The 22,222-nt window shown below is 36.3% G+C and carries 17 protein-coding genes; 5 read left to right on the plus strand and 12 right to left on the minus strand.

The genetic code is table 11. The features are described from left to right. Positions 1–513: 513 nt before the first annotated feature. A complete protein-coding gene (locus FXW07_RS00100) occupies positions 514–1,245 on the minus strand; it encodes a hypothetical protein (protein WP_229393160.1) in 732 nt (243 codons plus the stop codon). Between the two features lie 989 nt (positions 1,246–2,234). Here FXW07_RS00100 and FXW07_RS00105 point away from each other — a divergent pair. Continuing rightward, complete coding sequence (locus tag FXW07_RS00105) at positions 2,235–2,834, plus strand: type I restriction-modification enzyme R subunit C-terminal domain-containing protein (protein WP_229393161.1); 600 nt, start codon at positions 2,235–2,237, stop codon at positions 2,832–2,834. Between the two features lie 56 nt (positions 2,835–2,890). Here the strand turns inward: FXW07_RS00105 and FXW07_RS00110 are convergent, their stop codons facing one another. The 4 genes from FXW07_RS00110 to FXW07_RS00125 all read right to left on the minus strand — a co-directional run bounded on the left by FXW07_RS00110 (position 2,891) and on the right by FXW07_RS00125 (position 7,445). Then, positions 2,891–4,279: a hypothetical protein gene (locus FXW07_RS00110; RefSeq protein WP_229393162.1), complete on the minus strand. Its 1,389-nt coding sequence runs from the start codon at positions 4,277–4,279 to the stop codon at positions 2,891–2,893. 213 nt (positions 4,280–4,492) lie between these two features. Continuing rightward, on the minus strand, positions 4,493–5,281 hold the full coding sequence (locus FXW07_RS00115) for a hypothetical protein (RefSeq protein WP_229393163.1): 789 nt from the start codon (positions 5,279–5,281) through the stop codon (positions 4,493–4,495). 372 nt (positions 5,282–5,653) lie between these two features. Continuing rightward, positions 5,654–5,923, minus strand: a complete 270-nt coding sequence (locus tag FXW07_RS00120) for a hypothetical protein (RefSeq protein WP_229393164.1) — start codon at positions 5,921–5,923, stop codon at positions 5,654–5,656. A 211-nt stretch (positions 5,924–6,134) separates the two neighbouring features. Beyond that, positions 6,135–7,445, minus strand: coding sequence for a DUF4352 domain-containing protein (locus tag FXW07_RS00125; protein ID WP_229393165.1), 1,311 nt, complete (start codon positions 7,443–7,445; stop codon positions 6,135–6,137). A gap of 658 nt (positions 7,446–8,103) precedes the next feature. Here FXW07_RS00125 and FXW07_RS00130 point away from each other — a divergent pair. After that, positions 8,104–8,298 carry a hypothetical protein gene (locus tag FXW07_RS00130; protein WP_229393166.1) on the plus strand — a complete coding sequence of 65 codons (195 nt, stop codon included), beginning with the start codon at positions 8,104–8,106 and terminating at the stop codon, positions 8,296–8,298. Between the two features lie 307 nt (positions 8,299–8,605). Here FXW07_RS00130 and FXW07_RS00135 read toward each other — a convergent pair whose 3' ends face one another. From FXW07_RS00135 to FXW07_RS00160, 6 genes are all read right to left on the minus strand, one after another. Continuing rightward, positions 8,606–10,042 carry a hypothetical protein gene (locus tag FXW07_RS00135; RefSeq protein WP_229393167.1) on the minus strand — a complete coding sequence of 479 codons (1,437 nt, stop codon included), beginning with the start codon at positions 10,040–10,042 and terminating at the stop codon, positions 8,606–8,608. 544 nt (positions 10,043–10,586) lie between these two features. Next, a complete protein-coding gene (locus FXW07_RS00140; protein WP_229393168.1) occupies positions 10,587–12,014 on the minus strand; it encodes a hypothetical protein in 1,428 nt (475 codons plus the stop codon). A gap of 369 nt (positions 12,015–12,383) precedes the next feature. Beyond that, the gene (locus tag FXW07_RS00145; protein ID WP_197078755.1) at positions 12,384–12,806 is read right to left on the minus strand and encodes an isoprenylcysteine carboxylmethyltransferase family protein; all 423 of its coding nucleotides are present in this window, start codon (positions 12,804–12,806) and stop codon (positions 12,384–12,386) included. An 896-nt stretch (positions 12,807–13,702) separates the two neighbouring features. After that, positions 13,703–15,730, minus strand: coding sequence for a M3 family oligoendopeptidase (locus FXW07_RS00150; protein ID WP_229393170.1), 2,028 nt, complete (start codon positions 15,728–15,730; stop codon positions 13,703–13,705). A 394-nt stretch (positions 15,731–16,124) separates the two neighbouring features. Continuing rightward, positions 16,125–17,021, minus strand: a complete 897-nt coding sequence (locus tag FXW07_RS00155) for a mechanosensitive ion channel family protein (protein ID WP_229393172.1) — start codon at positions 17,019–17,021, stop codon at positions 16,125–16,127. Between the two features lie 2 nt (positions 17,022–17,023). Next, on the minus strand, positions 17,024–17,767 hold the full coding sequence (locus FXW07_RS00160; protein WP_229393173.1) for a DUF432 domain-containing protein: 744 nt from the start codon (positions 17,765–17,767) through the stop codon (positions 17,024–17,026). Positions 17,768–17,916: 149 nt separating this feature from the next. On the opposite strand from FXW07_RS00160, the gene FXW07_RS00165 reads away from it, so the two are divergent. Beyond that, a complete protein-coding gene (locus FXW07_RS00165) occupies positions 17,917–18,078 on the plus strand; it encodes a hypothetical protein (RefSeq protein ID WP_229393174.1) in 162 nt (53 codons plus the stop codon). Between the two features lie 81 nt (positions 18,079–18,159). Here FXW07_RS00165 and corA read toward each other — a convergent pair whose 3' ends face one another. Next, the gene (corA, locus tag FXW07_RS00170) at positions 18,160–19,224 is read right to left on the minus strand and encodes a magnesium/cobalt transporter CorA (RefSeq protein ID WP_229393175.1); all 1,065 of its coding nucleotides are present in this window, start codon (positions 19,222–19,224) and stop codon (positions 18,160–18,162) included. Positions 19,225–19,650: 426 nt separating this feature from the next. Between corA and FXW07_RS00175 the strand changes: the two genes are divergently transcribed. Both FXW07_RS00175 and FXW07_RS00180 read left to right on the plus strand, forming a co-directional pair. Continuing rightward, entirely contained in the window at positions 19,651–20,571 is a 921-nt protein-coding gene (locus FXW07_RS00175) for a hypothetical protein (protein WP_229393176.1), read from the plus strand. Positions 20,572–21,075: 504 nt separating this feature from the next. Continuing rightward, a complete protein-coding gene (locus FXW07_RS00180) occupies positions 21,076–22,131 on the plus strand; it encodes a mechanosensitive ion channel family protein (RefSeq protein ID WP_229393177.1) in 1,056 nt (351 codons plus the stop codon). Positions 22,132–22,222 lie beyond the last annotated feature (91 nt).

The raw sequence follows: 22,222 nt of genomic DNA on the forward strand, positions 1-22,222 counted from the left end.
GCCGACAAGCTGTTTTTTGCGTGTTGGCTTCACTTCATTTTGCGGGCAAGCTCAATGATTGGTCTTTTTTTTCAGAGTTTATAAAAAATATTATTAATGAAAGGTCATAACGTCTGCAATCTTGTTAGAAAGAAGCATTGAGAGTAAAGTTTTCTACCAACACCTTCACCACACCTATTTCATAGTTCAGTTTTTTATCTTACCTTATGTTAAGGTCTGGTATCGAAGAGGTTCGTGGGTTCGAATACCATGCCTCGCACTAAGTTTTGGGGTAGTGGGTAACTCAAAAAAGTGTACATAACTGTTGAATTCTCGCAGTATCTATTTCCTTAAAGTTGTCATAACAAAAAATGTCCTATTTCTATAAACGTAGTAAGACAAAAAAGTCAAATTTTTTGTTCGCAAGTGAAGGACTTATAGCACATATTAAAGAGTCAGGAAATCTAAACTATATGCCATAAAGGTACGATATATAGTTTAGAAGAAGGTTAATTTCTGCTTACTAGATAATGACTACTTTTGATCTCGCTTCCGTTTCGAAATTGTATTTCGAATTAAATCTGCAAACATAATCATAATTGTACCAAAGATAAATAAAGTAGACACACTATCATAAATTGAGTTAGCAGACTTATTCTCGATAACTCTGATGTCTTGGATATTATATGAGACTAATGAATTTGAGTTATTGTCAAGAAGATATATGTATATCCTCCAATTCCCTAATATTTTTTGATCTTCTGGAGGCATCTTAAATATAAAATTTAACTCTTTTTCACTTTCTTTTAATGAAATATCATCTTTTGTTAGGAGCAAATCATCAAAATTATTAATAGATGTAATACCTTTTGGGTACATGCCTCTTATGCGTCCTAAAGGATCACAAATAAGAATCCTATATTCAGGATCTTCAACGCTGTTCTTGCCTTTATTTGCTGTGTCAATAGAAAAGCGTAGGTATGATAGATCTAACATGGTTCCATAGTCTGCGTCTGGATTTTTTACTTCCATTACTACATAATATACTGGACTAGTGTTTAATAAAGATAGGTCTAAAGGGTAATTTTTTGGGTCAGTATTGTAAATTTGGTATTCTTTTTTTTCAAAAGAAGGCATAGGAATTTGAACATTAAAAAGCTGAATTATTACTATTAGGAGCATTACAAAATTAATTATAACTCCCAATTTCACCCATTTTAGATTTATTTTATCTAAGCTTTTTGAAATGTCATCCTTACCTATCATAAGGATTTATTATTACTAAATAACCATATAATAATTACTAATTTTTATGATTTTTTTGTATGATGAGAGGTATTCTCTGGTTGAATTATTAATCATTGGTCACCGGTTAATGAATTTTCTTGCCTGAAGGATTTCGATTTTATAACCGAAACTTGCCTCGAATTTCAGCTGCTTTGCCTAAAATCGATCCCGTATTCCAGTTCAAGGTCTATTTGAATTTTTGATGTATGCCATGTGAATGGATATAATTTGTCATGATTCCTCACTTTAACCGAAGAAGTATGAATTATAAATATTAGTTCATCTTTAAATCAATTTTTTTTCAATGTCACGCAGGTTTTCAGAACTATTTTCCATTATCTGAAACTCGACTGATTACTAAAAATTCACAATTTACAGAAATAATTATAACTATTCAGCTTGCCAAAATCAGTTGCTTGATATAGATTTTGATGAAATCTATGAATCTGATTAGTAATCAATGAAAATTGAAAAAACGCCATCAATAGCCAACAATCAACTAAAATTAATTTCCAGATATTTGCCTATTGAATCATAACAAAGATGGCGATTGATGTTGTTTTTCCCAGGCTGAATAGTTACAAATAATTTTGTGTTTTGGGATTGTTTAATCATTAAAAAGAACTATTCCAGACTTTAAAATGACTACAAAAAATTCATTAAAAATAAATACTTATCAAATTGTCTTAATTCTACCAAATAAACGAAGACGAAAGAGCTACTTTTGCGGAAAAAGCGAACGGAAAAACGATCAATCAGACAGTTAAAGACTTGCTCAATGCATATAATCCTGACATCATTGAGCTCAAAGCTTCTGAGATTAAACAACTCCAGCCGGAAATTTTAGACGCTGATGCAAAGAAAAAGGACATGAAAACCTGATTGATACTGCCAGATCAACTTTTTCAGGCGAGCTGAATGAATATATTGAAAATGTCCGCAGAGTCCATGAGTAGATTATTGATACCGTGAACCTTGACACCGTTAACAGAGCCGGCTGGGATAAAGACGCTGTGGTACGGGCGGATGAACTGGTTAATGACTTTAAGGCGTATATGGAAGCAAATAAAGATGAGCTCACAGCCCTGAGGATTTTCTACAACCAGCCCTTCAGGCGCAGGGAAGTTACTTATTCGATGTTAAAAGAAGTGATGGAGAAACTGAAGCTGGAAAAGCCCCAATTCGCTCCTTTGAGGGTCTGGCAGGCTTACGAGCAGCTGGAAAAGGTGAATGGAAATTCCCCGAAAAACGAATTGACTGCTCTGGTTTCCCTGATTCGCAGGATAACCGAGATTGATCCTGTGCTGACGGCCTATGACCAGACCGTGAACCGGAACTTTCAGGACTGGGTATTTAAAAAACAGGCAGTAACTCTGAAATTTAATGAAGACCAGATGAACTGGCTCCGTACGATAAAAGATTATGTAGCAACCAGCTTTCATCTGGAAATCGACGACCTTGATTATACTCCCTTTGATGCTCTTGGAGGTCGAGGCAGAATGTACCAGCTTTTTGGGGATGAAATGAATCTGGTTATCAATGAATTGAATGAGGCTCTAGCAGCTTGATTTTTAGCAATAATCCCGTTTACGCTATCCAGTTTACGCATCAATTTTTTAAGGTCTTAGCTTATAAAATTTCTAGCGCAGTTTCTTGCCGCAATTATATTCAGTTCTTTATCCATTATGACATCCTGGTTAACAGATGTTATATGCCCCCATTCATAAAAACTCGTTAAATGAATCTTTACTATTGTGACATTAGAGAAATTAACCTGCAGAGTGGCTCCATTCTCTCCGGAAAAGGGTTCATATGTTTGATTCTTTAAAATTGCTATTTTATCACTATTTGATGCGTTAATTAGTTCTTTCCCAGTATTATCTACAACAATGAAGTTGTTTTGTGAAAGTTTAGGTTTTTCAGACGTTAATGTTATGTTCCTTTCAGGTATAACCTTTAATACGTAGACGACTTTTGTCCGAGGTATATATTCCAAAGATAAATTTTCCATTTCTTCGTGATCAGCCTTGTCAAAGAATTCAAATATATTTCTGTTTACCCAATTGGCCCATATGTACGGATACTCCTCAAGGTCAGGCTTAAAAGAGTTATCGTCAGGGGAACCACTGTTGTAAGGCGGTATTCCTAAAATTACCGAGTAATCGTAACCTTCTGCTATTTTCAGAGCTTCAATACTTTCTTCGAAAGAGGCTGAGGGAACAGGAGTTTTATTATACATCAGCAGGAACGATTTGTTATACAGAGAATTAACCTGAAAAACAACAGATCCATTTATAGTCTTCCCAGGAGATAGAGTTGTATCTTCAACTTCAGTTTCATTTTTAAAATCTGGTGGGACATTTAAACAGGATGAGAATAGATCCTCAGGTTCAATTGAGGTATTAGATACGTGGTCTCCGTCACGCAGATAAAGTTCATTCAATTTAAAATCGATATCATTTGGACAGTTATTCTTTATTGAAAGTTCATATACAGCATAATAACTTTCTGTTATATTATATCCAGGTCTTTTCTTAGAATAATCAGTTTCAACTTGATATATTTGAAGATTATTATTTTTAATTTTTACTTTTAATTGGATTTGATTTGGGGTTATTAGAACTGTATTTTTATCATCCGAGAGCTTCAACTCTATAGAATTTGTGGATGTAAAAACACGGATAGTATTATTGTCATCGGTTTTAATGATCTTCGCAGTACTTACCCAGTCAATTCCCAGATCATTCCCGAGGTAATAGCGGAGTTTAGAATCTTCGGAACCTGGGACATTATCCCAACTAAAAATATAGTCATAATTTTCTACGTTTGCTAAATTATCATGCATATAGATGCTTGAAAAGGATGTTACTTCAATTTCAGGAACATTTCCTTCTTCGGATGACGGGGTTGTTGATAATAGATTTCCTGACTCATTTGATTGAGTGGCATTATTTTCTTCAATACATCCACTAAAAATAAGAACGATTGTCAGAAAAAATAGTAGCTTTCGCAATCCAAATCATCCCGGTTAATTCTGATTAGCTTTGTAGAAATCCTCTTAGAGAAGAGTTTTCATGAATTCAAAATAAACGAAATAGTGTATTTTCTTGTTTATTTTCAGCTTTATCGAAGCTATTTTAGATATGTTTTCTACAGAGCCTGAGTTATTACATTGGGATTGTTGAGAAGGTATGAATACCCCCTTCCTTTACCGCTTTTTTAAATTTCAAGTTATGATTTTAAGACAATGATATCTTGCTACAACTAGATTCATTTTTTCGTCCAATATAAGGTCCTGATCAATGATTGGTACACGCTTCGCTAGTAGCCATCCATAGTCATTAAAATATGAAATTTTTACTACTGTTGCATTAGAGAAATTCATCTGTGGAATATCTGTATTTTTGGAATAGCGTTTATAGGTTTGATTGTTTAATATTGCTATTTTATCAATCCTGGATGTGTTAATTAGTTTCTCTCCGGTATCATCAATGACAATGAAATACTTTTCTTGGTAAGATGATGTTGTGTCTCTTTCAAGTATTGAAGTTATGTTCCTTTCAGGTATGACCTTTAATGCATAGACAATTTCTGTATGGGGGATATCAGTACTATAGGGACTGGGTATTAGTAGTCTCTCTGAATCAGTCTTATTAAAAAATTCAAATACACTTCGGTTTACCCAATTTGGCCATATGTACGGGTACTCTTTAAGGTCAGGTTCAAAAGAAGATCGCTCATAAAAATCTGTATAAGGCGGTATTCCAAAAACTACCGAGTAATCGTAATATTCTACGGTTCTCAGAAATTTTATAATTTTTTCAAAAGATACCGAGGGAATAGGAGTTTCATTATACATCAGTAAAAACGATTCATTATACATCGAATTAGCCTGAAAAATGACAGACCCACTTATAGTTTGTCTAGGAAATAGAGTGATATCTTCAATTGTAGTTTCTGTTTCAAGATCTGACAATACCTCATTATTACACAAATATTTTTCAGGTCCAATCATAGTGGTATTAAATATATGATTCCCATCACGTGCGTGAAGGTTATTTAACTTAAAATCGAGGTTATTTGAACCATTATTTGTTATTGAAAGATTATATACTGCATAACAATTCTCTGTGATATTAGATCTATATTTGGAATCATAAAGCTTGTATACACAAATGTTACCGTTTTCCTTTTTGATTTTTTTCAAATCGTAATATGGATAGTAACCAATGGTCGTTAAAATCTGACTTTTATTGTCTTTAAGCGTTAATTCCAGCGAATTTTCGGATGTAAATACACGAATAGTTTCATTATCATTAGTTTTAACAATCTGTGCATTATCTACCCAATCAATGCTCAGATCATTCTTGAGGTGACTTATGAGGTTCTAACTTTCGTTCCCAGGAACGTTATCCCAGCTAAAAATGTATTCATAAACTCTTTCTATATTATCATGCATATAAATGCTTGAAAAAGATGTCACTTCGATTTCAGGGATATTTTCCTCTTCTGAGGACAGGTTTGTAGGCGATATATTTTCTGGTGCCCCATTTACTGACCCTTTATATGCTGACTCATTTGATTGAGTGGCATTATTCTCCTCAACGCATCCACTAGATATAACAAAGATTGTCAGAATTAACAGTAATATTCGCAATCCCAATCATCCCCGGTTAATTCCAATTGGCTTTGTAGAAATCCCTATGGGAATAAGAGTCTTCATGAATTTAAAATGAACGAAATAGTGTATTATTCTTGTTTATTTAAGCTTATTGAGGCTATTTTAGACAAGTTTTCACAGAATCCGGACTATTACAAGGGATTGAGGAGAGGCATGAATAACCCTGTCTTACACTACTTTTAAAATTTCAAGACATGGCTTGTACACGTCGCCATCTTGCTACTACTATGTTCATTTTATCATCCAGTATTAGGTCCTGATCCACAAATGAAAAACGTGCCCCATTATAATCGTTAAAATATGAGATTTTTACTATTGTAGCATTAGAAAAATTCATCTGAGGAATGTCATTCTTATCTGAATAGAGTTTATAGGTTTGATTGTTTAAAATTGCTATTTTACCAATCAAGGATGTGTTAATTAGTTCTTCCCCAGTATCATCAACGACAATGAAATTATTTACAGGAGGAACTGAAGTTGTGTCACTTTCAAGTATTGACGTTATGTTCCTTTCAGGTATGACCTTTAATGCATAGATAGCTTCTGTCTGAGGTATGTTCTCCATGGATGACTTTGCAAGATTTTCGGAGTCAGCCTCATTTAAAAATTCAAATACGCTTCTGTTTACCCAGTTGGGCCATATGTATGGATACTCCTCAAGGTCAGGTTCAAAAGAATTATTACTGTATACAGTATTATAAGGCGGTATTCCAAAGGTTATTGAGTAGTTGTATCGTTCCGCTGTTCTCAGAGCTTCAATACTTTTTTCAAAAGAAGCTGAGGGAACAGGAGTTTCATTATACATCAGTAGGAAAGATTCATTATACAGAGAATTAACCTGAAAAATAACTGATCCATTTATAGTTTGTCCAGGAAGTAGAGTTGTATCGTCAATTTTAGTTTCTTTTTTGGAGGTCGAAAGCACCTCAAGATATGGTCTTTTTTCATAAAGACTGTAAGGGTCCAGAATTGTAGTATTAAATATTTGATCCCCATCACGTATATGAAGCTCACTTAATTTAAAATCGAGATTTTTTGAACCGTTATTCTTTATTGAAAGGTCATATACTAAATAATTCCTTTTTGTGATATTAGGTACTGATTTGTACATTTTATCAGGCCCGTACACAAGAATCTTACCTTTTTCCTGTCTTATTTCCCAATTGTACCAGGGGTGGGAGTCAATGGTTACTAGAATCTCAGTTTTATTGTTTTTAAGAGTAAATTCCAGTGAGTTATTGGAAGTAAAAACACGAATAGTTTCATTATCGTTGATTTTAGCAATCTGTGCATTATCTACCCAAATAATATTCAGATCATTCTTAAGATAACTTATGAGCCTCAGACTTTCGTTCCCAGGAACATTGTCCCAGTTAAAAAAGTATCCATTTGCAATTTCATTGTTGTTGTGCATATAAATACTTAAGAAAGATTTTACTTCAATCTCAGGAACATTTCCTTCTTTGGATGACAGAGCTGCTGATGATTGATTTTCCAACGTTATGTTTACTGAATCTTGATATACTGACTCATTTGATTGAATGGCATTGTTTTCTTCAATGCATCCACTAAAAATAATAAAGATTGTCAGAATAAAGATTAAAGTTCGCAATCCCAATCATCCTCGATTAATTTCTAAATTACCATGTTTTCGAGATGTTTTTTTCTTCGTTTGTGACTTTAATAAGGTATATATGCTTCAATACAGTTTAAATTTCTGATTAAATCTTTGAAAAAAGCAAGTAGACAATTATTTAATTAAAATACATTTTAAAATACTTCAAAACTGATAATGAAAGTATCGACAGAGTATATGACTGATAATTTTGGCTGATGATCTGCAGGCAGACTTGCCAAGAAAACGAACTATGTATATTACTATCGGTAATTATACCGCCAGTATTATATACAGGAACTTACATAGTATATATTGTTCACAAGGAACTAAACTGTAAAATGAAGCAAATTCAGGACAGAGTAAAATTCGATCCCGCAATGAACTTCATTGACGTGCAAGCTTAAAATGGAGAAAATTCAAGACGGTTTGAAAACCGATCTCGAAATCTACTTCATTGATGCGTAAGCTTAAAATGAAGCTAATTTAGGGCAGTCTGAACCTGATCCCGTATTAGACTTCATTGGCGCGTAGCTATAAGGTGGAGCAAATTCAGGACGGCTTAAAAACCGATCCAGTAATATCCTTCATTTATGGCGTAAACTGCGAGATGAAGCAAATTCAGGACAGTCTGAAACCTGATCCCTTAATAGACTTCGTGATGTGTAAGCTTAAAATGGAGCAAATTCAAGACGGCTTGAAAACCGATCTCGAAATCTACTTCACTGACGCATAAGCTTGAAATGAAGCAAATTCAGGACAGAATAAAATCTGATCCAGCAATAAACTTCATTGTTGCAGACCAAACCTTGTGAACTCTTTATTCACTCTTTTAATCAAACGTAAAGCGTATAGATATCGTTTTCTCTTCTTTTACTGCTTTTCTCAGCTTTTCATTCCTGATGTTTAACAAGCAACATCATGATACTGTTTTGAAACAAAGTGAACAGAATACTGGTCACTGATATACTGACTTATTTTATCGAGTGCCATTATTTTCTTCAACGCATCCATAAAAAATAATGCAGTATAAAATCCTGATATTAAACGAAATGATAACCTCCGTCACTATATCTTACCAGAATTGCATTCAGGTCATCGTCCAGTATAAGATTCTGGTTATTAATCGAAACGTAAACATTCATAGGAGTTCCATAAGTACGTTCAAATGAAGTTCTAACGAATGTGTGGTTAGTTAAATTCATCTGTGGGACATCTTGAGAATTTCTGGAATAGTGCTGATAGGTTCCGTTTCTTAGAAATGCTATTTTTTCAATCTCGTGTGTGTTAATTAGTTCCTCTCCGGCATCATCAACAACAAGAAGACTGTACGTATGTGAGTCCCTATTTTTTACTGGAAGCGTTGTTATGTTTCTTTCAGGTTTGACTTCCAATGCATAGACAATTTTGGTCCAGCTTATCTCATCGGGAGAGTAGGGAGAAGGTTCCATCACGTTCTCCGGATCTGCCTTATTGAAAAATTCAAATACACTTCTGTTTACCCAGCTGCAAAATAACGGAGTCCCTTCACTATTTAATTCAGAAGGGTCTTCAGAATAAGGCGGTATGCCAAACACCGTTGAGTAATTGAAGCGTTCGGCAACTTTTAAAGTTTCAATTCTTTTTTCTAAAGAGACTGATGAAACAGGAGTTTTGTTATACATCAGTAAAAATGATTCATTGTACAGCGAATTAACCTGAAAAACCACAGATCCGTTTATAGTTTGTCCGGGAGACAGAGTTATATTTTCAATTTTATTTTCTTCTTTGAGGCTTGAAAGCACCTCCAGATGTGATCTCTCATAAAAACCGTAAGGGTCCAGATTTATAGTATTAAATGTACGATTTCCATCACGTACATGAAGTTCGTTTAATTTAAAATCGAGGTCATTTGAACCGTTATTCTTTATTGAAAAGTCATATACCGCGTAATACTTTTCATTGAGATTATATCCGAGCTTGACTTCTGTGGGATCACTTGAACCACGATATTCTTTAACTCTGTATATGCAAAGCTTACCATTTTCCTCTTTTACTTTTAATTGAATGTTATTAGGAGTTATTAAAACCGTATTTTTATCGTCTGCAAGCTTTAACTCCAGAGAATTGTCGGGTGTGAAAACACGGATAGTGTTATTGTCATTGGTTTTAACGATCTGCGCGTTACTTATCCAATCAATTTCCAGATCATTCTTGAGGTATTTGCTGAGATTATTACTTTCGTTACCCGGGACATTATCCCAGCTAAACAGGTAACTTAATACATTTTCTGAATTATCGTGCATATAAATACTTGAGAAAGATGTTACTTCGATTTCAGGGATATCTTCATCGGATGACAGGGTTGTTGATGATAGATTTTCTGGTGTTGTATTTCCTGACCCTTGATATGCCGATTCATTTGATTGAGTGAGATTATTTTCTTCAACGCATCCACTAAAAATAATAAAGATTGTTAGAATAAGTAGTAATATTCGCAATCCCAATCATCCCCGGTCAATTTCGATGGGTTTTGTAGAAATCCTCTTAAATAAAAAGTCTTCATTAATTTAAAATGAACTACATTATATATTTTTGTTTGTTTATTTTCATCCTCTTGAAGCTATTTTAGAGATATTTTCTACCTAGCCTAAGTTTTGATTACATCCAAAGACACAAGTAGACAATTATTTAATCAACTGACATCTTAAAAGTACTTCAAAATTGATAATAAAAGGTTCGGAGAAAGGTTCGGAGAAAATACTCGGACTTAATCAGAAAATAAATATATTTCTGCCTAGGAATTAGCTGAAATCTTAGGAATTAGCTCGCATGCAGTTGAGATACAGGTAGCAAATCTTAAAGACAAAGGGCTTTTAAAGAGAATAGGTCCAGATAAAGGCGGATATTGTGAAGTTAATAAGGAAAATAGAGAACTTAATTTTTGAAAGTAAGTTGAGAGAAAAGTTCGGTGAAAAGTTCCGTAAAAAGTTTGAACACTGAATTGAATGAGGCTCTGGCAGCGTAAAAATGAAATCCTGATTATTAAGGGAAATGAACCCCTAAATTATTAGATATCGCTATATTTATCTTTTGAGAATCATCCATTATAATATCCTGATTATTAAAACAAATAATGCCAACATCCATATTTCCATAACGTTCAAATGAAGTTTGAATGATTGTAACGTTAGATAAATTTGTCTGTGGAATGTCTATACTCTCTCCTGAATAGAGTTCATAGGTTTTATTCCTGAGAATTGCTATTTTATCATCCCCATAAGAATCGGATGTGTTAATTAGTTCTTCTCCAGCATCATCAACAACTTTGATACGTGTTTTTCCAGAAAGCATCGTTATGTTTTTTTCAGGTACGACTTTTAATGCATAGACAATTCTGGTAAAATTCATGTCATTGGGAGAGGACATCAAAACGCTATCAGAATCTACCTTGTTGAAGAATTCAAATACACTTCTGTTTACCCAGTTGGGATATATGAACGGATACACTCTAAGGTTCGGTTCAAAAGCTTCAAGATCACCATTAAAATAAGGCGGTATGCCAAAAACTACTGAGTAATTGTAACGTTCTGCTGTTTTCAGAGCTTTTATACTCTTTTCAAAAGATGCTGAGGAAATAGGAGTTTCATTATACATCAGTAAAAATGACTCGTTATACAACGAATTAACCTGAAAAACCACAGATCCGTTTATAGTTTGTCCTGGAGATAGAGTTGTATTTTCAATTTTATTTTCTTTTTCTAGGGTTGAAAGTACCTCCAGTTTTGATCTAACAGAAAAACCGTAAGGGTCCATATTTGTGGTATTAAATATCTGATCTCCATCACGTATATGAAGTTCATTTAATTTAAAATCGAGATTTTTTGAACCATTATTCTTTATTGAAAGCCCATATGCTGCGTAATATCTTTCATTGAAATTATATCCAAGTTTGTTTTCTTCGGGGTCCGCTCCGCCATATTCTTTAACTCTGTATATGCAAAGCTTACCATTTTCCTCTTTTACTTTTAGTTGAATGTGATTGGGGGTTATTAAAACCGTATTTTTATCGTCTGCAAGCTTTAACTCCAGAGAATTGTTGGGTGTGAAAACACGGATTGTATTATTGTCATTGGTTTTAATGATCTGCGCATTACTTACCCAATCAATTTTCAGATCATTCTTGAGGTAATCACTGAGTTTTTTACTTTCTTTCCCGGGAATATTATCCCAACTAAACAGGTAACTTAATACATTTTCTGAATTATCGTGCATATAAATACTTGAGAAAGATGTTACTTCGATTTCGGGGATATTTTCTTCTTCGGATGACAGGGTTGTTGATGATAGATTTTCTGGTGTTGTATTTCCTGACCYTTGATATGCYGAYTCATTTGATTGAGTGAGATTATTTTCTTCAACGCATCCACTAAAAATAATAAAGATTGTTAGAATAAGTAGTAATATTCGCAATCCCAATCATCCCCGGTCAATTTCAATGGGTTTTGTAGAAATCCTCTGAAATATGAAGTATTCATTAATTTAGAATGAACTACATTATATATTTTTGTTTGTTTATTTTCAGCCTCTTGGAGCTATTTTAGATAATTTTCTACCGAGCCTAAGTTTTGATTACATCCGAAGACACAAGTAGACAATTATTTAATCAACTGACATCTTAAAAGTACTTCAAAATTAAGAAAGGAAGGTTCGGAGAAAACCTTTGGGGAAACTATGAGGAAAAATTGGGTGAAAAGTTTGAATACAGAATTATATGAAGCTCTGGCGGCGTAAAACAAAAGTAAGTAACAAAACAAAAGTAAGTAACTTCGCAGGTTCTTTTCAAAAACCTGGAAATAGCTTATATGTTCTATTTTTGTACTCCTCATATTCTGAACCAAAAGCTTCTTGCAATGCCTCTTCTTCAACACGTATGCGGTACTGATATGCGATTAAGCTTAAAAGGAATGCAACGAGCGCTCCGAACCAGGTTCCAATCGCTAGAGTAATCCCTATCAGGGACAGCATACCTCCAGTATAGGATGGGTGTCGAATATATCTGTACGGTCCATTTGTTACGAGTTTTGCTTTTTCACGAACCTGTACCTGCCCGGTAAAATACTTTCCAAGAATCCAGATTGACCATTCGCGGAGTATAATACCGACCGCAATCAAAACAAGTCCTGCATATTGGAAATTTCCGCCGAATATTCCTATATCAGAACCACGTAACGTAAAAGCAATAAAGAGTACTGACCAGGCCATTGTTATAATTGATCCAACAAGAACCCTTATCCTTATTTGTCGTCTGAGAATTTTTCCTGCTAAAAAGAAAGTTTATAATTTCACTTAAAATCCACACACAAAAGAGAATCATGAAAGATGAAACTGCAAATTGAGAAGGAAACCAATCATCAGGAAAAACTGAGCGGTGTTGCAATTGAAAAATGGCAAATAATAGCAAAACAATAACCATTGACGTGATCGGAGCATCCTCGAAAATATGACTACCCAGTGTCTTTTTCATAATAATTCTTCCTGAAGTACTAAAAGGATTAGTGATTTATTTTGAAACTTAAACAATCAGATTAATTTTTTATTCAGAAATCTTACATTACAAATTTTGGTAATGTTAAATATAAATTTCGAGTAGAATGGGCGAAAGTTCGGTGAAAAATTAGAAGAAAAGTTGGGAGATAAGTTGGGAGATAGAATTAAATGAGGTTCTGGCGGCATAATGAGAGTATATAGGAATAAATATTCCAAAATAATCTGTTTGGTTCAGCCAAATTCTAAAAGAGAACGATTATATAAATTAAGTTCTTTTGAAACTCACGGAGATCCAGATAACTGACACTGAAAATCTACAGACACTTCCAACAGGATGGAGCTGGACTACAATTAATTCGGTCTGTAAAATAACGTCTGGTTTTGCATTTAAAAGCAAAAAATTTTGTGAAAAAGGAGTCCCAGCAATAAAAATATCTAATATCAGCTATGGCGAATTTTTATGGAAGCACCAATACCGACGTTAGAGGAAGTTATGAAATAGTTTTTTTCTGCTTTTTCATTTTTTCTGCTTTTCCTTTATAGGTTTCCTGTAATCTCCCTCGTACCCAGGCTATCCTTTTTCTTCGAGACTTTCCTCCCTCAAACACCTTTCAGTATTCTCCTTCCCTTGCCAGCTTATACAATTCCTGAATCCTCAATTCAACAACGTCCATCGCGTCTTCAAAGAGCTGCCTGTCGATTTTGATCCCGAAATATTCCTTGAGTTTTTCTTCCGGAGGCATTGTCGAGCCTGCCGAGAGGTACTCAACATAGTTTTTGTTAAAAGCGTCTGGCTCTTCCCTATACTGTTTGAAGAGAGCAAGGGTTATTGCCTTTGAAACTGCGTAGTTGAAGGTATAGTAGTTGCTTGTCAGGTAAATATGGTTGATATAAGTCCATTCTGCGGAATCTTCAGGGTAATACTCAACTGAACGGCTCCTGTATTCTTTAGAAAGGTCGGTCCAGATAGCATTAAGTTCTGCTCCGCTTACCGCTTCTTTTTCTGCACAGAGCCTGTGTGCTTTATATTCGAATTCCGTAATCAAGGGCTGCCTGGTAAAGAAGTTCTGGTAATCATCGACCTGCTGGGAAAGGACTGCAACTGCGGTATCCCTATCCGAATTCTCGACAACGTAATCAACAAAGAGCTCTTCATTAAAAGTGGAAGGAATTTCCATTTCATAGATCGTACCTGTGCAGTAAAGATAGTCTACGGAGTTGCCCATGAGGTAGAAATTAATGGCATGTCCCATCTCGTGGGTTAAAGTTTTCTGGTCTCTGATAAGGCCGTCATAGTTCATAAAAATCAGAGGCGGAGCTTTCAGAGCGCAGGAATCGGTGCAATAACCCCCTGGCTGTTTTCCATGCTCAGGGTCAGGGTATACATCTATGAAACCGCCAGTAACCATTTTCAAAAAGATCTCTTTGAAATTGGGGTCCATCCTTGAGTAGGATTTCTGAATCTCTTGCAGAGCATCTATGTAAGCGTATTTCTTGCCAGGCTGGTTCGTCAACTGCAGAATAAGGTCATATGGTTTGAGCACGTCAAGCCCGAGCTTTTTCTTTCTGAACTCATTGTAAGCCTCAAACACCTCTTTCCCCTGCTTGAAAACGGCATTCATGTCATCAACCTGGGCATGGGTAAGATAGAGGTTATACAGACTGTAGTCATAGAAATCCGTATAGTTCAACTCTCTGGCAACAAGGTCATCAAGCCTGGCTTTTCTGGAATACAGGGCTGCCATGGAATCGGATTCATTAACCAGGTGGTAGAACCTCTTATCATAACAGTTTTTCCTGTTTTCCCGGCTCGGGTCTGTTGATAATAACGTACTGTAGGATTGGGAATTGACAGAAAACTTCTCTCCGTTCTCAAGCGTGATTTCTCCCGCCTTTGTAACTTTATTCGTGATCTCGGAAAGTGCTTCAGTTTCCAGTTTCATGCGCTGGTTTTCAAGCTCTGCAAGATACGCAGCCTGGGCCTCATCCCTGGGCCTGTGCTCTATAAACCTCATATAGTTGGCTTCAAGATAGGCCCTGTAAGACTCAAGTCCGGGTTCTTCGGAAAAGAGCCTGTCCCATTCCTCTTTCCCAAGCGAGGTCAATTTTACAGTTGCAAAGGCTGTGGCTTTCTTGTATTCGGTAAGCAGATCCTGAACACTTCCAAGCAGGGAAATAAGGAACGATTCATTAACGTTTTTACTGAGCTGAGTATATGCATAAGTATACAGGACATCAATCGATTTTGAGTAAGCCTTTTCGGTTTCCAGATACTCAAGCATAACAGGCCCTGACAATTTTTCAAATTTCAGACGAAAAGTTTCGTTTATTTCCTGTGGCCCATTTTTTAGTCTATCGAGCTCTTTCGAAGCATCTCCCCTGCTGCTGAAAAGATATGCATCATTCCATTCTGTCGGAACCTTACCGGGATCAAGTATCTCGGAAGTATGTTCATTGCCTGCATCTTCATTGCCTGCATTTCCATTGTCTGTGCTATTGTCTGTGCCTTCAAAAGATTTCTCCAGCTTTCCAGAATCCCTGCCTTCCGGAAAAACTGCAAGAGACAGTAATGCTCCGAGAGCTAGAGGGCCTTTGAACATCCCTGAAGCTATAAGCTCTTTAACCGATTTTAATTTCATAAGATCGCTATCCTCTGGTATAATATCAAACTTGGTATAATATCAGAATATCCATCTGTGATATATCTGTTATATTATCTTTCCATTGACGTTGATCTAAGGACCATTGATTTCATTAATATCATTATCTCATTGACTTCATATTTCACTATGATCTCATAGTTTCACTTAATTTATGTAAAAATGCTATTCGTTTTAGACCTATTACTATATACTAACAAATATAATAATATGTTGCTTTATTTTAGTCAAAAATCCTTTTTATTTCGACATTCAGGGACTATTTAAGCAAACGTGTCTGCCAACCGGTTTACTCAATAACAGATTTACTCAATAACAGATTTACTCAATAACAGATTTACTCAATAACAGATTTACTCAGTAACAGGTTTACTCAGGCTAAAACTCTTTCTTCGTAATTCAGTACGCTTTCGATTTCTTTTTCCGGCACCGGTTCCAGTTTATCAGGAACCTTTTTTGAATCGGTCTGAATGTGAACTACGCGCTGCGGTAACGGAATCTCTATGCCATTTTCTTCCAGGGTCTGTTTTATATCCCACAGAATCCTGGTTTTTATTCCGAACCACTCGTTCACAGGCGCCCAGATCCTTACAGTAATATTTACCGAGCTGTCTCCAAGGTCGCTTACGAAAACCGAAGGTGAAGGATTCAGGAGGGCAAATGGTTCTTTGTCGATAAGATCCTTGATAAGCCAGATTGCGGCATTGGCATCGTCGCTATAACGGATCCTGATTGTATGTTCAAACCTGCGGACAGGATGCTCTACAATATTTGTGATATTTGTTGTAAAGACCTGCTGGTTAGGGATGCGAACAAGGAGCCCATCATAAGTCCGTATAAGGGTAGAAATAATTCGGATATCTATAACATAACCCGCCACATCACTGATTTGAACCTGATCCCCTATTTTAATTGGCCTTTCGACCATCAGGAAAAAACCCGAAACCAGATTTCCCACAATGTTCTGGCTTGCAAAACCAAGGACAATACCTGCCACCCCTCCTGCCAGCAGGAACCCTGAAGGATTAATTCCTATAAGGCGTAAATTAGAAAAAAACACGATAGTAAGTATGCCATAGTAAACGATTTTGATGATAGTCTCACCTGCATCCTTACTGACCTTATCTTTGAGAGACCTGCGCATATAAAGTGACAGAATTTTAGCAAAGAAGGTTGAAAAAGAAAGAAGAAGTATAAACTTTATTACAGATCCCAGAGTCACGGTGCCATCAAAGATGGGCAGGTTGGTGTCAAGGAAATCAAGATCCATAATCAAAATCCCCACCCCATGTAAAATTTAAGAGGTACGAAGCCAAGCTTCTGAAGGCTATAGACCCCAAAAGCTTCTTTCCTGGATTTAAAATCTTTAAGAGAACTGCTCTTTAGCTCCCCGCTAAGGTGCTGCAGATCGAAACCCGTTTCAGCTGTGTTTCTGTTGAGGATGTCCATACGCGCTCGCATGAAAACATCACCAGCATAGTAAAGTTTCATACCATATGCACTGAAAACTACTTTTGAGATCGAAGCCCAATCCGAGGAGGTATTTCGAAGGGTCAGTTCAATAATCCCTTCCTGCAGAGGGTTAGGTGAAGGAGAAATTGAATATATCTGGCTTTTCCAGTGCTTACAGATGACTCCGTTTGAAACCTCTCCGTAAAGGGTAAACTTCTGCTTCACCAGGCTCAGCACATCAAGAAGCTGAAGATTTTTTTCTTCTTTATCCGCGATAAAAACACCTATCTCTATAGGAAAAGTCAGGAAAATCTTCCTTTTAGCTCCTCCCGAAAGCAGCAGGTGTTTCTCAAACTCTATAAGCAGGTTTGGCGTAATTTCTTTAGGAGTGTTTAAGGGCTCTACTGGATTTATAATCAGGCACTTTTCATCTCCAAGAATAATTTTCTCTACATTTTCCGTTCCTAGCGTCCTTCTGTATATCCACTGCTCTCCGGTTTTTTCCACGGAAATGGCAATTTCTTCCTGTTCAACTGAAAAAGGGGGATTATAACGGCCGTACATAATATCCCGGAAACTAATACTTTTTAAAGAACTGTTTAAATTTATTAATATAGATGTACTACATTATAAAAATTTTGCTTTTGAATCACTTTTCTAAACGCATATGATATTCTTCGAATAACATGCACAACCAATGAAAGTGCTTGCAGATGGCAGCATTTTCATGGCAATCAAAAGAAAAACAGAGTAAAAGCCAGGAGAGAAGACAAAGGAGAGAAAACATAAAAGAAAGATGGAAAGCTGACAAAAAGAAAGCTGGTGTAAAACCTGACAAAAAAAAAGTTGGAGAAGAGGAGCAAAATGAAGGATGAACACGGATAAAAAAGAATAAAAAGCTTAATGGATTGCTTAATGGAATAGGAGACAAAAAAAGTCTCAAGGAAAAAACAAAGTCAAACCCATTTCCTTTTCTTAAAATAGATAAACATGCTGACTGCCAGAAGGATCATTCCAAACATTACTGTCGGATATCCCCAGCGCCATTTGAGTTCAGGCATATATTCGAAATTCATTCCGTAAACGCCCGATATGAAAGTAAGGGGAATGAAAATCGTTGCTATGACCGTCAGGACCTCCATAACTTCATTCATCCTGAAGCTTATGCTGGAGAGATAGATATCAACCATTGAAGATAAAATATCCCGGAAATCTTCGACGGTATCTATTACCTGGATGGTATGGTCATAAACATCTCTAAGGTAAACTCGGGTAGTCTCTTTAATAAGATCAGACTCAACCCTCTGCAAACCGCTTATCAGCTCCCGAAGAGGCCAGATAGATTTACGGAGGGTAATCATGTCCCTTTTATACTTTTGAATAGTCTTGAGGGTCTCAGGCCTTGGATGTAATACCAGCCCTTCTTCAAGGTATTCGATTTTATCACCAAAATGCTCAAGGATCACAAAATAGTTATCGATAACAGCGTCAATAAGGCCGTAGGCAAGATAATCCACCCCGCTTTTCCTCAGGCGAGAAGCCGGATTTTTAAACCTTTCTCGCACCATTTCAAAAACGTCCCCCTCCCTTTCCTGAAAAGAGAGGACATAGTTAGGGCCGATGATAATGCTTACCTGGTCTATAGTGATCTCTTTCGTTTTCGTATCAAGGAGAATCATTTTTAAAACCGAATAGATATATGAATCATAATCTTCAGTCTTGGGCCGCTGCCTTGTATTGAGTACATCTTCAAGAGTAAGAGGATGGATATTGAAGTAGCTTCCGAGCTTTTCTATAATGTCTACTCTATCCAGCCCGTCCACGTTTATCCAGAAATTGAGATTGGGATGGTCTTTAAATTCCAGGCAATCTTCAATCTTCTCCAGTTTTCTTTCTACAAGCTCTTCACTATTATAGGCCAGGACCCTGATTACTACCTTGTCTACCTTCTTTTCTCCGACATGGACAAGCGATCCAGGTGCAAGTCCAATTTGTGATCCTCTTCTTCCAGAAGTCACCATGCTTATTTCTCTGCCTCAGATTCTAATAAAAATAGATTATTCAGTAATTAAAGCTCCATTGATTTAAGCCTGCGCACGTTTTTTATCCAGATAGTTATTTTGAAGTTTAAAACAGTTTGAGTAGTTTTAAAACAGTTTGAGTAGTTTTAAAACAGTTTGAGTAGTTTCAAAACAGTTTGAGTAGTTTCAAAACAGTTTGAGTAGTTTCAAAACAGTTTGAGTTGTTTCAAAACAGTTTGAGTAGTTTTAAAGTATATAAGACTTACATTCAAAAAAAGGCATTTTAAACGCTTGCAGGCAAATTTCAGATAAATATATGTATTATTTGGTGGATATAATAATAAAATAATTATATAAACGTTTTTCCAGGAATTGGGGACTGGAAAAATTGTCATTTTTAGGACAAAGATCTAGGGAGTGGTTAATTTGGTTGGAACTGAAATTACGAATAGTTTTATCAACATAATTGATCAGTTTATTGCATTCATTCCTACTTTAGTGGCGATACTCATATTGATTATCGTAGGAAAAATAGTAGGAACTTTTCTTGGAAAGCTCGGAGCAAGGTTTCTGGATAAAGTCGGACTCGATGACCTTGTCGACAAAACCATAATTGGTGGAATGATAAAACGAGCGCAGATGAGTACGGTAGGTTTTTTTGACGCCGTAATCAGGTGGTTCATCTACATCGTCTTTGCTATGATCATTCTGGACCTGCTGAATATCCAGGCGGTGAATAATTTCGTCAGCATGATCGTACTCTATATCCCGCTTATGGTCTCCGCTTTCATCGTGCTACTCATTGGTCTGTTGATAGTGGACTTCATTAGTGACCTGGCCAAAAAAGTACTTGTTTCAACAGGAGTAGATGAAAAATTTGAAGAAACAGCTTTTGGATCCTCAGTCAAATCTGGAGGACTGACAGTATCAGGAACTGTATCTGGACTGATAAGGCTATTTGGGTACCTGATATTTCTCTCAATTGCATCTAATATCTTAGAGTTGACCATGATTACTCAGTTATTTATAGATATTACTCAGTACCTGCCACGCCTTTTTACAGGTATCTTGATCCTGATACTCGGATTCCTTTCCATTGATGTGGTCATGGACTATATTTCCGGTGCTTTTAAAGGCATTAACGTCGAAGAGGTAAACATCTTTTTCCCTCTTCTAAGAGGCTTCCTGTATCTGATAGTAATCTTGCTTGCTCTGGATACTATGCTGGTTAATACGAGCATACTCTACCTGTTCTTAGGGCCACTTGCATGGGGACTTGCAGTTGTGATTGCATTTAAATACGGAGTTAAAGACGCAATTGTTGCATATGCCAAAGAAAGGAAGTAATTCCTTTCTTTCATTTATTTAGGACAACTCTTTCCAGTCCTGATTAATCGAGTCTATTTTTCACATAACCTTTCCTGGAACAAAACCTGTATGCCTGAGGAGACTGAAAGGTAAAACCAGATAGGATGAGATGTAAAGAAGGATAGGATGAGATGTAAAGAGGTAAAGAAGGGTAGGATGAGACGGTAAAGAGGTAAAGAAGGATAGGATAAGATGGTAAAAAGGTAGAAAAGAAAGGAACTAAAAAACCCTATAAATGAACTAAAAAACCCTATGGAACACGGAGAAGGAATTTTCCGTTCACGAAACTACTTTTTTCGGTTTACTAATCTATATTTTGGAATTCATTTCGCTTAAATTTCCTGAATATTCAGGCTGGAAAAACTTTCTTTGCCTAATAATAATTTGATACAGTTTCCACTTTTATACAGTTTCCACTTTTATACAGTTTTCATCTTTTTTAAATCAATATTTATTTAAAGCTTCTTGCCAATCAAGCATGGCATGGAAACCCCCGATAACCACACTTCTTTTGCAGAGAATATGTCTTATTTTGACACAGTATTAGGGCAGGCATTTACGTGGTTTTCAAATAACTTCGGTACATTTTTATTCATACTTTTTATTGGCCTGATCACTGCCATTGTTGCACGGAACGTAAACAGTCTTCTGGAACACCATTTCATAAAAGTAAGTAACAGGCTGCATATGGACCCGACATCCTTCCGGATGTTCAGGCATATTGTGGTCGCATTAATTTATTTTATGGGGATTGTTGTTGTTATTTTCAGCATTCCCAGTCTTCGAAACCTTTCGGTTGCCCTCTTTACCGGAGCAGGGATTGCAGGCATAGTTATCGGTTTTGCGGCCCAGAACACACTGAGCAATATAATCGCAGGTATTTCCCTTGCCGTTTTTCAACCTTTCAGGGTTGGAGATCGGCTTGATATTATGAATGAATATGGAAAAGTTACGGACCTTAATCTCAGGCACACTGTCATCATAACCTGGGATAACAGGCGGCTTATAATCCCGAATTCCATGATCAGCAATGAAGCGATAATTAACTGGACTATAGAAGACCCTGCAGTAATCTGGCCAATAGACGTCGGAATAAGCTATGATGCCGACATTGACCAGGCGAGAAAGATCATGATCGAAGAAGCCCGAAAACATCCCAATGTAATGCCCCCTCAGGAAGTTCAGTATAGCGTTGTAAAACCCAGCTTACTCAAGTCCGAAACTCTTAGAATGGGATTTATTGACCCTCCGGTGCTTCATCCCGTGGACCCGGACTTCAGGGAGAGAGGAGAAGTTAAAGTAAACGTTGTCGAACTGGGGGAGTCTTCCGTAAATCTCCGCATGAATGTCTGGTTCAAAGACAGGAGTGTTGCGTACAGTTCAGGATGTGAAATCAGGGAAGCTATTAAAAAGCGTTTTGATAAGGAAGGAGTAGAAATCCCGTACCCTTACAGGACTATTGTATATAAAACCGATCTTGAAAACGAAAAGAAGGCAACTGAAAAATTATCCCATACAGAGGGAGATAAAGTTGACTAGGCCGTAAAATAGTTGAATAGCGTAAAATGCCGGGCAAAAGATATTGACGATTAAGCAATTAGCCGGTTGATGAGAAAATCAAGTAAAAATG

The organism is Methanosarcina sp. DH1 (genome assembly GCF_020804205.1).
Taxonomy (GTDB): Archaea; Halobacteriota; Methanosarcinia; order Methanosarcinales; family Methanosarcinaceae; genus Methanosarcina; species Methanosarcina vacuolata.